This is a genomic window from Pseudidiomarina salilacus, assembly GCF_047323925.1.
Classification (GTDB): domain Bacteria; phylum Pseudomonadota; class Gammaproteobacteria; order Enterobacterales; family Alteromonadaceae; genus Pseudidiomarina; species Pseudidiomarina salilacus.
The window spans coordinates 1,702,962-1,716,486 of the sequence record NZ_CP178751.1 but is presented as its reverse complement, the minus strand read 5'-3'; the positions used below and the strand labels follow the sequence as shown (position 1 = coordinate 1,716,486).

Below are 13,525 nucleotides of genomic sequence, written 5' to 3'. Positions count from 1 at the left end.
TTCGACTGCTTATGAGTCGTCAGTCATTGACTGTAGACGCGCTTGCAATTCAGGGTCTTGCTGAACTTGCTGAATCACCGCGTTGTACTCGTCGGTGCTAAGACCTGCGCTTTCCACTTCAGAAATCATTTCTTCTTGCGCTTTTTGCTGAATCGCTTGTGCTTCTTCAGAGTCTTCTGCGTTTTGGAATTGCTCAGAATATTTCTGGCTGACTTCCTGCACGCCATTCATAGCTACCAAAAAGTTTTGCAGCAATTCGTCAGTGATTTCAACTTGCGGAGCTTGCTGCTGTTGCATAGCTTGGCCCTGCTGTGCTTGTTGACCTTGTTGCATCGCTGGTGCTGCGGTAGCAGTTGCAGTTGCGGCAAAAAGTGCGCTGGCGATTAATGTAGGTACTAGTTTGTTCATAATGAACTCCTTACGCTGTGTGTAGTTAAAAACATAGGCTTTATTGCCTTCACTAATAACAATACAAGGACCGTGCCAACTTTTTAATTAAGTCTAAAGTATTGAAAAATAGATGAAATAAATTCCAAATGGAAATCACGCGCGTATCTATGTATAATTTCGATACACATTAGCGAGGAGTAAGTGTGACAAATAAACACAGTAGTTCTTCTTTAACACAGCGCATTTCGCGTTCGGTTGGTAATCCGAGTTGGCAACGCGCATTTTTGCTGTATTTGGTATTACCGCTGCTGGCACTTACCGGGGTCGCGATTAATATCGCGTTAAACCAGGCGCGGGAGTTCCAAGATGATCGCCTGCGGGATGATTTGGAACTGATTGGTCGTGCTATACGCTTGCCCTTAAGTGAGGCGCTGGTCGTCGGTGACGTGCAGCAAATGCAAACACAGCTCGACGCGGTCTTTGAAATTGGTCGTATTTATGGTGCATCGGTGTATGACACCAATGGCGAGTTGGTGGTCTCAGCGGGCGTTACTGAATTGGATTTGTCCGAGAGTGTCATGGCCGAACAAGTATTGCTGACCGGTGAGCAACAAGATAGCTATCGTGAAGTGGCTGGGCTGGACATGTTTTCGCAATTTATTCCGATGCATGATCGCAATCAGCGGTTGATTGGTTTTATGCAGTTAAACCGGCAGGCGCGTGACTTCGACCGCAGCTTTGCGCGACTTGAGCAAATCGCGTGGATCGCCTGGGGCATTGTGACCTTAGTGGTGTTGACCATTCTCGCCTTTGGCTATTATCGGACCCGACTCCAACAGCAGGTGGAATTACAGTCACGCTTGCGCGAGCACGAGAAAATGGCGGCGATTGGCCAACTCGCGCGCGGTGTTGCGCACGAATTGGGCGCACCGCTTACGGTGATTTCCGGGCGGGCCAAGCGACTCTTGAAGCGGCACACCGACTCCGAAAGCCAACGTCAATTGACGGCGATTTCCGGTCAAGTTGAACGCTTGACCAAATTAGTGCAACAGCTGTTGGACTTTAGCCGTGCTCCAGTAAATGCTGAGCAATCACAAGCGCTACCAGCTCTCATTGAGCAGGCGGCGCGGGCAATCGGCCACGAAAATGACGGGCAAGTGCAACTACAGATCACGCAAGTGCCGGCGCAAGCGACCGTGCAGGCCGACACCGCCAGACTTGAGTTGGCTTTGGTCAACCTATTTCGCAATGCCTTGCAGGCTGCAGCTAGCCAAGTCACAGTAAGTGTAGAGACTGCGCAACACGGCTACTGGGTGGTAGTTGAAGATGATGGTCCCGGGCTCCCGCAAGATACCGATGTCACTCAGCTGATTGAACCCTTTGCCACCACCAAACCCATTGGCGAAGGTACTGGCCTTGGCTTAGCTATAGTAGCCCATGTGGTGAGTGCGCATCACGGCAAGTTTTTGCTGCAAAATCGCCCCAGTGGTGGTTGCCAAGCCCGTATCTTTCTACCGCGAACACTGCCGAAGGACGCCTTATGAGTTTAAGCAAAAATAGTATTAAGGTAGCGGTTGTCGAAGATGACCCAGGCTTACGTGAGCTGCTGCAAGAAGAGCTCGAGAGTGATGGCTATCGCGTCAGTGCCTTTGCCGCCGCCGATGATTTTTTACAGGATACCCTCAGTGACTATCAGCTGGTAGTGAGTGATATTCGTTTGCCTGGCTTGTCAGGCATGGAACTTCTTGCGCAGCTGCGTCAGCAAACGCTGTCACCGGCGGTGATTTTGATTACCGCCTTTGGCACCGTCAACCAAGCCGTAGAAGCCCTGCAACAGGGGGCAGATGATTTTCTCACTAAACCATTAGACCTTGATCATTTACTGGTGAGTGTCGAGCGGGTGCTGGATTATCGTCGATTGCAACGCGAAGTTGCCCATTACCGTTCGACCGAGCAGGCGCAACAGGGGCCCGCAGGGATGATCGGCCAGAGCGACACCATGCAACAACTGTATCAACAGATTGCACAAATTGCCGCAGCCGAAGGCGCGGTGTTGGTGTTGGGTGAAAGTGGTACCGGCAAGGAATTAGTTGCCAAGGCTTTGCATCAGCAAAGCAAGCGTGCCGAGGGACCGTTTTTGGCAGTGAACTGCGCTGGTATTCCAGCCGAGCTCATGGAAAGTGAATTTTTTGGCCACGCCGCGGGTGCCTTTACTGGGGCGCAGAAAGCACGGGCGGGACTGTTACGTGAAGCTCATGGCGGCACTTTGCTGCTTGATGAAATCGGTGAAATGCCGTTAGCCTTGCAAGCCAAGCTGTTACGAGTGTTGCAAGAAGGCACCTTGCGTCCGGTCGGTAGCGATCAAGAAGAAAAAGTGGATGTAAGGATCATTGCCGCGACGCATCAGGATCTGGAGCAACGTGTGCGGGATAATGACTTTCGCGAAGATTTGTTTTATCGACTTGAGACCTTTTCGCTGCAGGTACCGCCGCTGCGGCAGCGTGGCGATGACCGCTTGCTGTTGGCGGAACATTTTCTGCGGCAATTACGCACCCAGCAAGATAAGAATGTAATGGGATTTGATGCCGCCGCAAAAGCGTTACTGGCGCACTATGAATTTCCGGGTAATGTGCGTGAGCTGCAAAATGCGATTGAGCGCGCCTACACTTTTGCCCAAAGTGAGTGGATCACGCCACAAGACTTTCCGACGCGCATGCAGGCTGCCGCCTCCACTGAATCCAGTGCCGAGATTCTGCCCACAACAGCAGATCCGGAGCAGTTGCCGAGCCTCCATGAAGTCCAGCAACGCTATGTGAGCCAAGTGCTTGCTGCAACTGCAGGGAACAAGCAGCGCGCCGCACGAATTTTGGGGGTGACGCGGCGCACGCTGTATCGCTGGCTGGACGAAGACGACGCAGCTGATTAAGACAGCTGCGCCAAGGCTTCTTTGAATGCGGCAACGATACCGTCAATTGCCGTTGCGGGAATGCCGAGGTGCGTGACCAAGCGCAAACGCTGCGCTGTACCGACCACGATATCCTGCTTACGTAAGTGCTCACTCACTTGCTTTGCCACTGCCGCCGATGCGTAGTTGATATACACCATATTGGTTTGTGCGGGCTCAACTTGTAATTGGGGCAGTTGACTCAGCCCTGCTGCGAGCTTCGTTGCATTGGCATGATCATCAGCAAGTCGTGCGACGTGATGGTCCAGTGCATGATGCATCGCTGCAGCGACAATGCCGGCTTGGCGCATGCCACCACCGAGCATTTTGCGCCACCGGTGTGCGCGCTTGATAAAGGCTTTGTCACCGACCAGCACCGAACCAATGGGGGTGCCTAATCCTTTTGAGAAGCAAATCGATACCGAATCAAAGGGTGCACTGAGTTCTGACAACGATAAACCCGTTGCCACCGCAGCGTTGAACACACGCGCACCGTCAAGATGCAGTTTTAGCCCATGTTGGTCCACCAATTGCCGCGCTTGTTCCATGTAACTTTGCGGAATCACTTTACCGGTATGAGTATTCTCCAGCGCCAGTAAGCGCGTGATCGGAAAATGCGGATCATCGGGTTTAATGCGTTTCGCAACGGCGGCGAGATCAAGCGTACCGTCGGTGCTGACTTCAAAGGGTTGCGGCACAATACCGCCAAGGACCGCAGCGCCACCGGCTTCATACCGATAGGTGTGATATTCCTGACCCACCAAATACTCTTCACCGCGTTGGCAATGACTCAACAGCGCCAACAAATTGGTTTGCGTGCCGCTGCTGGCAAGCAATGCGGCTTCTTTACCTGCTAGGGCGGCGACGCGCTCTTGTAGCGCATTAATGCTCGGGTCATCGCCGAACACGTCATCGCCAACAGGTGCGGCAGCCATCGCTGCGCGCATTGCAGCTGTCGGCTGGGTAACGGTATCACTGCGTAAATCGAACAGCACCAGCGTTACTCCTTACCGTCATAGCCCCAAGCCGCAGGCGGCTCAGCGATGGGTTGCGATAAATCAACAGCAACCACGAATTCACGGCCTGGGCGGGTGAGTTCGTAGTACATCACGTCGCCATCAAACGACAGGATCCAGGTGTTGGTGGTCGATACCTCGAGTCCGTTCTCGACAAACAGCGCTTTACTGGCGTCGTCCACTGGAAATGCCTGCATTTGCGCGTCACCGCTGGCAATGGTATGACCGCCGTAGGGCGATACCGCATCCGGAGTCCCGTCTTCATGCAAGTGAATATGTTGAAAGTCGAGTCCTTTTTCCGTGCGAGTTAGCACCCAAGTACGCGAGCGGTCTTCACCCACGTGCAGTGGCATACGGATGGTGTTGGCCTCGCAGTCACGAATGTGGACCACCAGTTCTTGTTGCCAAGCTTCGCTGGGTTGATTATCAGCGACCACTTCAGCTGCGTAGGATTTGCCACAATAGGGCTCAAATGCAGCGAAGAATTGATCTTGTGGGGTTGGTTCTGGTACTTGGCAGGCGCTTAATGCAGTGATCGCCGTGCCAGCAAGGGCAAAGCGCAGTGCGCGCGAAGCAGGTTGAGGTGTCATCTTGGAGTATCCTTGTTGCGGAACGAGTGATCCTAATGTGCCATAAGTTATGCAAAAAAGCATTGCTATTTGTCTGGCAAAAGTCCGGCAAAAGTGTGCTAAAAGTAGCCAGCAGATTGGCAAATGTGGCATGCAACGTGCGATAATGCCGAGCACAAGAAATGACAATGGAACCTCAGCATGCGCGTGTATCAAAACGTATTGGAAATGATCGGCAACACGCCGATGGTAAAAGTGAGCAACATCGACACTGGCCCGTGTGAGTTGTATCTGAAGCTAGAATTGATGAATCCGGGTGGTTCAATTAAAGATCGCATCGCGGTCAGCATGATTGAAGCTGCTGAGCAGCAAGGCAAACTGCAGCCAGGGATGACCATTATTGAAGCAACCGCAGGTAACACCGGCTTGGGCTTAGCGTTGGTGGCGGCAAGCAAAGGCTATCCGTTGAAAATCGTCATGCCCGACAAAATGTCGGCAGAGAAAGTGAATAACTTAAAAGCCATGGGCGCTGACGTCGTCCGTACGCGGTCTGACGTGCAAAAAGGGCATCCAGAGTATTACCAAGACATGGCCGCCCGTTTAGCCGAAGAAAACAGCTATTTTTACGTCAACCAGTTTACCAATGAAGCCAATGTCGCGGCCCACTACAATACTACGGGCCCTGAAATGTGGCAACAAATGGACGGCAAACTTGATGCATTCGTCTGTGGCGTTGGTTCAGGCGGCACTTTGACTGGCGTCGGACGCTATTTGCGTGAACAAAATCCACAGGTCGATTTGGTCTTGGCTGACCCTGAAGGTTCAATTTTGGAACCTTTGGTGAATCGTGATGAGAAAGTCGAACCGGGCAGTTGGTTGGTTGAAGGTATCGGCGAAGACTTTATCCCTGACATCTGTGATATCAAACTTGCGAATAAAGCCTATGCGGTGAGCGACAAAGATGCCTTTCACACGGCGCGTGAACTGTTGGTGAAAGAGGGCGTTATGGTCGGTTCATCAAGCGGTACTTTGATCACCGCTGCGATTCGCTATTGCCGTGATCAAACTGAAGCAAAACGCGTAGTTACGCTCGCCTGTGATACCGGTAATCGCTATTTATCAAAACTATACAATGATGAGTGGATGGCCGCTCAACATCTGCTCGAGGAGTAAGCAATGGCAGACGCGAAGAAAATGAAATTTGCGACCAAATCAATTCACGGTGGACAAGCTCCAGAGCCAGCAACTGGCGCGGTGATGCCACCGATCTTTACCAGTTCGACTTACATTCAAGAAAGCCCGGGTGTACACAAGGGCTTTGAATACTCGCGTTCACATAACCCAACGCGTTTCGCTTGGGAACGTGCGGTTGCCAGTTTAGAAAGCGGCAGTCATGGCTATGCGTTCGCTTCAGGTATGGCCGCTACTTCAACCATCATGGAATTGCTTAATAGTGGCGATCATGTGGTTGCGATGGACGATTTATATGGTGGCACCTTCCGTTTATTCGACAAAGTGCGGGGGCGCTCAGCAGGTTTGCAATTTTCTTATGTCGACCTGAGCGACATCGATGCAGTTGCCGCCGCCGTCACTGATAAAACCCGCATGATCTGGGTCGAGACTCCAAGTAACCCGATGCTGAAGCTGGTGGATATTGCCGCTATCGTCAAGATTGCCAAGCAGCACAACATTGTGGTGGTGGTCGACAATACCTTTGCGACGCCTTACAACCAGCGCCCGTTGGAACTCGGTGCGGATATCGTAATGCATTCAGCGACCAAGTATCTTAATGGTCACTCCGATATGGTCGGTGGTATTGCCGTGGTCGGTGACAACGCTGAACTCGCCGAGCAAATGGCATTCTTGCAGAACTCAGTAGGTGCAGTTGCCGGTCCATTCGACAGCTATCTCGCCTTGCGTGGCGTGAAGACTCTAGCTCTGCGCATGAAGCAACATAACGAAGCAGCTTTGACTATCGCTAAATGGTTAGAGCAGCACCCGCAGGTTGAAAAAGTCATCCATCCAGGGCTCGAAAGTCACCCTCAACATGCTTTAGCGAAACAGCAAATGCATGGCTTCGGCGGCATGATCTCGATTCTGCTCAAAGGTGACCTCGCAAAAGCGCGACGTTTCTTAGAAGCAGTGGAGATTTTTGCACTTGCTGAAAGCTTAGGTGGGGTGGAAAGTTTGATCGAACACCCGGCGATTATGACCCACGCTTCGATACCAAAAGAGAACCGCGAAAAACTCGGTATTTTGGATAATTTTGTGCGGATTTCGGTGGGTATTGAAGACGTCGAAGACTTGATCGCCGATTTAGACCAAGCCTTAAACGCTTGATATTACAAGAACATTTACATTCTTTTACAATTGCATGAAGTTACGGTAGGCTAATCCGACAATTATTACAGACAACCAAAACAAGGGTTATCCTATGCCTCTTAGCCTATTTCTCTTACAGGGTTTAGTGGCGGCATTGTTGTTTTATGTGCTGGTCGGTCAACATCATCGTCAGCCATTATGGAGTATGCTTGCCGTTCTCGTGTGTGGTATTTTACCACCATTGAATTGGATGATATTAGTCGTTGCTGTGGGAGTACGCATGTGGCGTAAACCTGCAGCAATGATGACGTTAAAACACTGAGACTATGACCACAAACACCTTACGACCTTTCCATTTGGCGATTCCGGTTGACGACATTGCGCGCGCCCGTGAATTTTATGGCGATATTCTCGGTTGCAACGAAGGCCGCTCTGCAACAGAGTGGGTGGATTGGGATTTCTACGGTCATCAACTGGTGACCCACCTTGCCCCAGAACTGACAGGTGTTGCCCATCATAATCCGGTCGATGGCCATGCCGTACCCGTACCGCATTTTGGTGTGGTGCTTACAATGGAAGATTGGCGTGTGCTCGCTGATCGCGTCGCAGCCGCTGGCATTCAGTTTGTGATTGAACCGCATATTCGTTTCGAAGGGCAGCCAGGCGAGCAAGCGACCATGTTCTTCTATGACTTCAGTGGCAATGCGTTGGAGTTTAAGGCGTTTGAGGACCTCTCCTCGTTGTTTGCTAAGTAAAGCGGGTGCAGTTGCCGCCGCTGATGATAACGCCAATTGATTTTTCGCGGAAGATTTCGGGGTAGCGCTGAATAGCTGCAATGACCGTTGCACTGCTGGGCTCTATCCACATACCTGTGGTTTTATCTACCAACTGTTGCGCTGCCGCAGCCTCTTCGTCACTGACCAATAAAATATCCGTCACTTGCTCTTTGATGATGGCAAAAGTGTGCTTGCCTAAACTGGTTAGCAAGCCATCGCAGATGCTTGTCGGTGGCATGGCTGGCTGAATTTCGCCCGTTTGCAGCGAGTGTTTGCCATCGCTCGCAAGTTCAGGTTCGATGCCATAGCAAAAGGCATCGTAATGGGCGGCGACCAAACAGCTACCGCTAAGTAATCCACCACCACCGAGCGGCGTCATCACCCCCCATAAATGCGGATAATCTTCGAGCAATTCGAGTGCGGCAGTGCCTTGTCCCGCGATGATATCAGGGTGATCGTAAGGTGGGATAATAATGGCGTTCTGGCTTTGTTGTTCGGCAAGAAAAGCTTCGCGCGCGGCCATACCTGGTTCAATAGGGATGATGTTCGCGTTGTAACGCTGCATATTGGCGCGCTTGAACGCTGAAGCATTACTTGCCACGCCCACCGTTACTTTTACGCCGAGCATCTGACCGGCAGCGGCAAGGGCCGCGCCATGGTTGCCCGATGAGACTGTCACGACGCCTTGTTGACGTTGTTCAGGTGCCAGTTGCAGTAAGGCATTACAGGCGCCACGAAATTTAAAAGCCCCGCTTTTCTGTAAGTTTTCGCATTTCAAATAAACCTGGCAGCTCAACGCCTCATCGAGCGCCTGACTCCGTTTTACCGGCGTTCGTACTGCGCGCGCGGCAATCCGATCTGCCGCTGCATTCACCTTTGCAAAATCTACCATGCTCACATTCCCAACCTTTTCTCGCCATCCTAACCCATAGCCGAACTGCCCACTAGCATGTATCATTGTATTACGCGAGACAACAAGGAACGAACTTTGGCCCTGAATACTTTTCAACGATTGCGCGATCTTGAGTTTGGCTACCAAGCTTTGGCTGCTTTGTATTTGTGCGAGCGCATGTACCCGAACTATGAACTCTTTCATCAAGTCACTAAGTTTGGCGATCCGCAGCCGCTGCGAGGTGCGCTTAACGCTTGTTGGGATTGGAGTTGGCAGGGTAAAAAGGTAAAAGTGAATTTCGGCCGTTGGCAAGAAAAAGTCGATGACGTCACCCCCAGTGAACACGGTCATGACATGCTAGGCGTGTATCCAGCGATGGATGCCTGCACCGCGATTAGCATTATGTTGCAGGGCTTTATGGACAACAACAGCGCCGATTTAGTGAGCGTTGCGAAAATATCGCAAGCGGGCGTTGCCAAGTTCTTGGAGTTGACCGAAGGCGCCGAACTTGATGCTGAAGCGCGTCGCAAGCTGACTCGCGAGCACGAATTAGCGGTTTACGAAGTCGAAGTGCAGCAAGCGCTGATTGATTTTCTGGAAGCGATGCAGGCCAGCAAAGCCGCACCGAGCCAAGCGATGGTGCGGCAGCTACAAGAAATGGTGGTAACCGAAGGCATTACCAATATTGGCATGGAGCGCGATAGCGAAGCTTAACTTTGCTGACGCTTGGGTTGGGCTTGCACAATTGCAAGCCACCCAATAACGCCAAAGAGTACAATTTGCCAGTAATCGCCACGGCGCCATTGAATGTGTTCACGATAAACCGTGGCGAACATCATCAATTGCAGTAAATGCAGACCGAGCAGCACCAATAGCAAAATCAAAAATAACGCAAAACCTTTGCCGGGAAATGGCCACACTAAGTTAGCCAACATCGCACCCCAGATGATCGCAAACACGGTGCGCCCAACCCATACTAACCAACTCATGTGTTTGCTCCTTGTGCCATAACGGCAAATAAACGAAAAGCCACTTGTCCGGCAATTTTTTCACGTTGCAACTGCCAATTAGCAGGGACTTCCAGCGGCCACTCTTTTTCAGTTTCCAGATACACCAAGGCACCCTCCGCCAACCAGCCGTGTTGCGCCAGCAATGCGCACGCGGGGCCGGCTAGATTGCTGCGAAACGGCGGGTCGACAAAAACGACGTTGAACGGCTGCACGCTAGATTGTTGCAACCATTTCAAGGCATTGGTTTGCTGCACCTGCGCTTGCCCGTGACATACCGGGTTCAGCGTTATCGCGTGATGTCGCAGCAATTCGGCGGCGACTTTATTTTGTTCCAACAAAATGACCTCTGCGGCGCCGCGCGAGAGCGCTTCTAAGCCTAGCGCGCCGGTGCCGGCAAATAGGTCCAAACAGCGTTGTTCGGCTAGTTCAAATTGCAGCCAGTTAAACACGGTTTCGCGCACGCGGTCGGTGGTCGGACGCAACCCAGCTAGATCGGCAATTGCCAATTTACGGCCGCGTAATTGCCCACCAATAATCCGTAATTGACCTGCGCCACGATGGCGTGTTGTTTTCTGCTTGTGTGCGGTGCGCCGCATGCTAAAGTAGCCCCTTGTGTGTCCACAATCTGTCGGTAGACGTGTTAAACTGACGCCATTGTAAACTGACTGGTAATGAACTTCCAAAGGTATAGGCAGTATGGCTAAAGGATCATTTTTTTCGCGCTTGTTTAAAAAAGACGAACAAACGCCAGAGCAAAACGAACAGCGCGATGAGCAGGCGTTTGTTAACGAAAATCCTGTTAACGAACCGATTCCTGAAGATGTAACCGAGCCGCAAGCAGAGCCAAACGAAGCGTTACCCGAAGAGCCGCCATCAGTGGCTGAAACGGTAGCTCCCGACGCGACCGAAATTTGTGCGCAAGTGACCGCCGAAAGCCGTGCGAAACAAACTAAGGAGCAAGCGAAACCAAGCTTGTGGCAACGCCTCACCAGTGGCTTAAAAAAAACATCTAGCGCCATTGGCGACGGCCTGTGGGGCATTTTCAAAGACAAAAAGATCGATGACGAGTTATTCGAAGAGCTAGAAACTCAGCTATTAACTGCCGACATCGGTGTGCCGACCACGCTGAAAATCGTTGAGCGCTTGACGGAACAGGCTAACCGTCGCCAGTTGAAAGATGCAGAAACGCTCTATCAATTGTTGCAAGACGACATGGTCGAAATCTTGCAAGAAGTCGAGCAACCGTTGACGATTCCGACGGATCAACAAGGTCCTTATGTGATTTTGATGGTTGGCGTGAACGGCGTCGGTAAAACCACCACCATTGGCAAAATGGCACAGCAGTTTAAACGTCAAGGTAAGTCAGTCATGCTGGCAGCGGGCGATACCTTCCGTGCAGCCGCGGTCGAGCAATTGCAAGTGTGGGGTGAGCGCAATGATATTCCGGTGGTCGCCCAGCACACTGGAGCAGACAGCGCATCGGTGATTTATGACGCGGTTGCCGCGGCCAAAGCCCGTGGCGTTGACGTGCTGATTGCCGATACTGCTGGGCGCTTGCAGAATAAAGCGCACTTGATGGATGAATTGAAGAAAGTGGTGCGGGTCATGAAAAAACTCGATGAAACCGCGCCACATGAAGTGATGTTGACGCTTGATGCGGGCACTGGGCAAAATGCCATTAGCCAAGCCAAGCTGTTCACCGAAGCAGTGGGCGTAAGTGGTATTACCTTGACCAAATTAGATGGTACAGCCAAGGGTGGGGTAATTTTCGCCATCGCCGATCAGTTCAACTTACCCATTCGCTACATCGGTGTCGGTGAAGGCTTAGATGACCTTCGTCCATTTGCGGCGAAGCCCTTTGTGCAAGCGTTGTTTCAACGGGCGATTGAGGAACCTAACGCACCATGATTAAATTCGAGCAAGTCAGTAAGGTCTATCCCGGCGGTTTTAAAGCACTCAATAACGTTAGTTTTGATGTGGAGCCGGGTGAAATGGCGTTTTTAACTGGTCACTCAGGGGCAGGTAAAAGTACCGTACTGAAACTGATTAGCTTGATGGAGCGACCTACCGCCGGTCGTGTGTTGATCAATGGTCACGATTTAAAACGTATTCAACGTAAGCAAATTGCTTATGCTCGCCGTGATATCGGCATGATTTTTCAGGATCACCGCTTACTCATGGACCGCACCGTGTTCGATAACGTGGCTTTGCCATTGATGATTGAGGGCTATAGCCTTGCGGAAGCCCGCAAGCGCGTGCAGGCGGCACTCGATAAGGTCGGTTTGAGCGATAAAATTCGCCATTACCCGCATATGCTGTCGGGGGGGGAGCAACAACGGGTTGGGATTGCCCGCGCCGTGGTCAACAAACCGCCGCTATTGTTGGCCGATGAACCCACAGGTAATCTCGATCCGAAACTTTCCGCCGAAATCATCAAACTGTTCGAAGAATTCAACCGCGTTGGCGTTTCTGTGCTGATTGCTACCCATGATTTGAGCTTGATTGCGCGCTTACGTTATCGCACCTTGACCCTCAAAGAAGGGCGCATGATTAGTGATGGCCTGACCGAGGAGGCGCTATGAGTGTACTGTTCCGTTCGCGCCAACAAGGGGCACAACAAGTTAAAATCTCTGGCGTGCGCCGCTTTTTCATGTTTTTTGTCCACCATGCGCAACAGGCAGTCGGTAGCCTCGGTCAGTTAGCCCGTTATCCATTCGCCTCTTTGATGACCATGGCGGTGTTGGGACTGAGCTTAACTTTGCCAGCCACACTCTATGTGATTGTGAAGAATACCGATAATGTAGGCGCAGATTTTCAACAAGCTTCAGAAATCACGTTGTTTTTGCACAAAGACTTAACTGCGCAAGAAGTACAAACTTTTGCTAAGCGTATTGATTTATCGCCGGAGATTGAGTCGGCGACACTGATTGATAAGCGGCAAGGGCTTGCTGATTTTCGTGCTCGATCAGGCTTTGGTGATGCCCTCGACACGCTCCAAGAGAATCCCTTACCAGATGTGTTGCGGGTGATTCCGCGCGAGAATTATCGCAGCGCTGCTGCCGCTCAACAATTACTGCAACAGCTTGAGCAAGAACGCGAAGTTGAACAAGCACGTCTTGATGTTGACTGGTTAGAGCGTTTCACGGCGATCGTGGACCTCGTTCGTGATGCGTTTTTGGCGCTGGCGCTGTTGCTCTGTGTCGCGGTTGTGCTGATTGTCGGTAATACCATTCGTTTGAATATTAGCAGCAAGCGCGATGAAATTATGGTGATGAAGTTAGTCGGTGCGACCGACGCGTATATTCAGCGCCCGTTTCTCTACACCGGCATTTGGTATGGCTTGGTCGGTGGGGTGATCACTTGGCTGGCTACGGCCGTACTCATCATGTGGCTGTCTGGTGCGGTACGCGATATTGCCGAGCTGTACGATAGCCAATTTACCCTAACCGGGCTTAATCTGACGGAAATGGCAGTGGTTTGGGGTATTGCCGTGGGACTCGGCTTGGTAGGTTCCTATATTGCGGTAAGAAAACACGTTACCGCTATTGAACCGCAATAAATTGTCCCCATGTAAGTTTTATGAAGATCACGAGGATCCCGTTGTCA

16 protein-coding genes are annotated in these 13,525 nt (G+C 51.5%); 10 read left to right on the top strand and 6 right to left on the bottom strand.

Features of this window, described 5'->3' with window-relative positions; translation table 11 throughout:
- Positions 1-9: 9 nt before the first annotated feature.
- On the bottom strand, positions 10-408 hold the full coding sequence (locus ACJ8W9_RS08205; protein WP_411359897.1) for a DUF4168 domain-containing protein: 399 nt from the start codon (positions 406-408) through the stop codon (positions 10-12).
- Positions 409-593: 185 nt separating this feature from the next.
- On the opposite strand from ACJ8W9_RS08205, the gene ACJ8W9_RS08200 reads away from it, so the two are divergent.
- Entirely contained in the window at positions 594-1,934 is a 1,341-nt protein-coding gene (locus tag ACJ8W9_RS08200; RefSeq protein WP_411359899.1) for a sensor histidine kinase, read from the top strand.
- Positions 1,931-3,316, top strand: a complete 1,386-nt coding sequence (locus ACJ8W9_RS08195; RefSeq protein WP_411360815.1) for a sigma-54-dependent transcriptional regulator — start codon at positions 1,931-1,933, stop codon at positions 3,314-3,316. The genes ACJ8W9_RS08200 and ACJ8W9_RS08195 overlap by 4 nt, the downstream gene beginning before the upstream one ends.
- Here the strand turns inward: ACJ8W9_RS08195 and ltaE are convergent.
- Positions 3,313-4,329 (bottom strand): low-specificity L-threonine aldolase, encoded by a 1,017-nt coding sequence (gene ltaE, locus ACJ8W9_RS08190; protein ID WP_411360814.1) that lies wholly within the window; start codon positions 4,327-4,329, stop codon positions 3,313-3,315. The two genes, ACJ8W9_RS08195 and ltaE, sit on opposite strands and share 4 nt — an antisense overlap.
- A 5-nt stretch (positions 4,330-4,334) precedes the next feature.
- Entirely contained in the window at positions 4,335-4,940 is a 606-nt protein-coding gene (locus tag ACJ8W9_RS08185) for a hypothetical protein (RefSeq protein ID WP_411359902.1), read from the bottom strand.
- Positions 4,941-5,120: 180 nt separating this feature from the next.
- Between ACJ8W9_RS08185 and ACJ8W9_RS08180 the strand changes: the two genes are divergently transcribed.
- From ACJ8W9_RS08180 to ACJ8W9_RS08165, 4 genes are all read left to right on the top strand, one after another.
- Positions 5,121-6,092, top strand: coding sequence for a PLP-dependent cysteine synthase family protein (locus ACJ8W9_RS08180; RefSeq protein WP_411359903.1), 972 nt, complete (start codon positions 5,121-5,123; stop codon positions 6,090-6,092).
- A 3-nt stretch (positions 6,093-6,095) separates the two neighbouring features.
- The gene (locus ACJ8W9_RS08175) at positions 6,096-7,259 is read left to right on the top strand and encodes a cystathionine gamma-synthase (protein ID WP_411360813.1); all 1,164 of its coding nucleotides are present in this window, start codon (positions 6,096-6,098) and stop codon (positions 7,257-7,259) included.
- A gap of 94 nt (positions 7,260-7,353) precedes the next feature.
- Positions 7,354-7,563, top strand: coding sequence for a hypothetical protein (locus tag ACJ8W9_RS08170; protein ID WP_034733833.1), 210 nt, complete (start codon positions 7,354-7,356; stop codon positions 7,561-7,563).
- 4 nt (positions 7,564-7,567) lie between these two features.
- Positions 7,568-7,996 carry a VOC family protein gene (locus tag ACJ8W9_RS08165; RefSeq protein ID WP_411360812.1) on the top strand — a complete coding sequence of 143 codons (429 nt, stop codon included), beginning with the start codon at positions 7,568-7,570 and terminating at the stop codon, positions 7,994-7,996.
- Here ACJ8W9_RS08165 and ACJ8W9_RS08160 read toward each other — a convergent pair.
- The gene (locus tag ACJ8W9_RS08160; protein WP_411360811.1) at positions 7,989-8,909 is read right to left on the bottom strand and encodes a pyridoxal-phosphate dependent enzyme; all 921 of its coding nucleotides are present in this window, start codon (positions 8,907-8,909) and stop codon (positions 7,989-7,991) included. The genes ACJ8W9_RS08165 and ACJ8W9_RS08160 overlap by 8 nt on opposite strands.
- A gap of 96 nt (positions 8,910-9,005) precedes the next feature.
- Between ACJ8W9_RS08160 and ACJ8W9_RS08155 the strand changes: the two genes are divergently transcribed.
- Positions 9,006-9,623: a YjaG family protein gene (locus ACJ8W9_RS08155; protein WP_411360810.1), complete on the top strand. Its 618-nt coding sequence runs from the start codon at positions 9,006-9,008 to the stop codon at positions 9,621-9,623.
- Here ACJ8W9_RS08155 and ACJ8W9_RS08150 read toward each other — a convergent pair.
- Together ACJ8W9_RS08150 and rsmD are read right to left on the bottom strand one after the other, a co-directional pair.
- Positions 9,620-9,898: a DUF1145 domain-containing protein gene (locus tag ACJ8W9_RS08150; RefSeq protein ID WP_411360809.1), complete on the bottom strand. Its 279-nt coding sequence runs from the start codon at positions 9,896-9,898 to the stop codon at positions 9,620-9,622. The genes ACJ8W9_RS08155 and ACJ8W9_RS08150 overlap by 4 nt on opposite strands.
- The gene (gene rsmD, locus ACJ8W9_RS08145; RefSeq protein WP_411360808.1) at positions 9,895-10,515 is read right to left on the bottom strand and encodes a 16S rRNA (guanine(966)-N(2))-methyltransferase RsmD; all 621 of its coding nucleotides are present in this window, start codon (positions 10,513-10,515) and stop codon (positions 9,895-9,897) included. Before rsmD ends, ACJ8W9_RS08150 begins: the two co-directional genes overlap by 4 nt.
- Before the next feature lie 100 nt (positions 10,516-10,615).
- Between rsmD and ftsY the strand changes: the two genes are divergently transcribed.
- From ftsY to ftsX, 3 genes are read left to right on the top strand one after another with little or no spacing between them, the layout of a single operon-like run.
- Positions 10,616-11,827: a signal recognition particle-docking protein FtsY gene (gene ftsY, locus ACJ8W9_RS08140; RefSeq protein WP_411360807.1), complete on the top strand. Its 1,212-nt coding sequence runs from the start codon at positions 10,616-10,618 to the stop codon at positions 11,825-11,827.
- Positions 11,824-12,501, top strand: coding sequence for a cell division ATP-binding protein FtsE (gene ftsE / locus ACJ8W9_RS08135; RefSeq protein WP_411359913.1), 678 nt, complete (start codon positions 11,824-11,826; stop codon positions 12,499-12,501). Before ftsY ends, ftsE begins: the two co-directional genes overlap by 4 nt.
- Positions 12,498-13,478, top strand: coding sequence for a permease-like cell division protein FtsX (gene ftsX, locus ACJ8W9_RS08130; protein WP_411359915.1), 981 nt, complete (start codon positions 12,498-12,500; stop codon positions 13,476-13,478). The genes ftsE and ftsX overlap by 4 nt, the downstream gene beginning before the upstream one ends.
- Positions 13,479-13,525: the final 47 nt, after the last annotated feature.

Bases quoted from the DNA above. Each gene is read 5' to 3' on its own strand.
- ftsY (WP_411360807.1), top strand. From the start codon at position 10,616: ATGGCTAAAGGATCATTTTTTTCGCGCTTGTTTAAAAAAGACGAACAA.
- ACJ8W9_RS08165 (WP_411360812.1), top strand. From the start codon at position 7,568: ATGACCACAAACACCTTACGACCTTTCCATTTGGCGATTCCGGTTGAC.
- ACJ8W9_RS08160 (WP_411360811.1), bottom strand. From the start codon at position 8,909: ATGGTAGATTTTGCAAAGGTGAATGCAGCGGCAGATCGGATTGCCGCG.
- ACJ8W9_RS08205 (WP_411359897.1), bottom strand. From the start codon at position 408: ATGAACAAACTAGTACCTACATTAATCGCCAGCGCACTTTTTGCCGCA.
- ACJ8W9_RS08185 (WP_411359902.1), bottom strand. From the start codon at position 4,940: ATGACACCTCAACCTGCTTCGCGCGCACTGCGCTTTGCCCTTGCTGGC.
- ftsE (WP_411359913.1), top strand. From the start codon at position 11,824: ATGATTAAATTCGAGCAAGTCAGTAAGGTCTATCCCGGCGGTTTTAAA.
- ACJ8W9_RS08195 (WP_411360815.1), top strand. From the start codon at position 1,931: ATGAGTTTAAGCAAAAATAGTATTAAGGTAGCGGTTGTCGAAGATGAC.
- ACJ8W9_RS08180 (WP_411359903.1), top strand. From the start codon at position 5,121: ATGCGCGTGTATCAAAACGTATTGGAAATGATCGGCAACACGCCGATG.
- ACJ8W9_RS08175 (WP_411360813.1), top strand. From the start codon at position 6,096: ATGGCAGACGCGAAGAAAATGAAATTTGCGACCAAATCAATTCACGGT.
- rsmD (WP_411360808.1), bottom strand. From the start codon at position 10,515: ATGCGGCGCACCGCACACAAGCAGAAAACAACACGCCATCGTGGCGCA.
- ftsX (WP_411359915.1), top strand. From the start codon at position 12,498: ATGAGTGTACTGTTCCGTTCGCGCCAACAAGGGGCACAACAAGTTAAA.
- ACJ8W9_RS08170 (WP_034733833.1), top strand. From the start codon at position 7,354: ATGCCTCTTAGCCTATTTCTCTTACAGGGTTTAGTGGCGGCATTGTTG.
- ACJ8W9_RS08150 (WP_411360809.1), bottom strand. From the start codon at position 9,898: ATGAGTTGGTTAGTATGGGTTGGGCGCACCGTGTTTGCGATCATCTGG.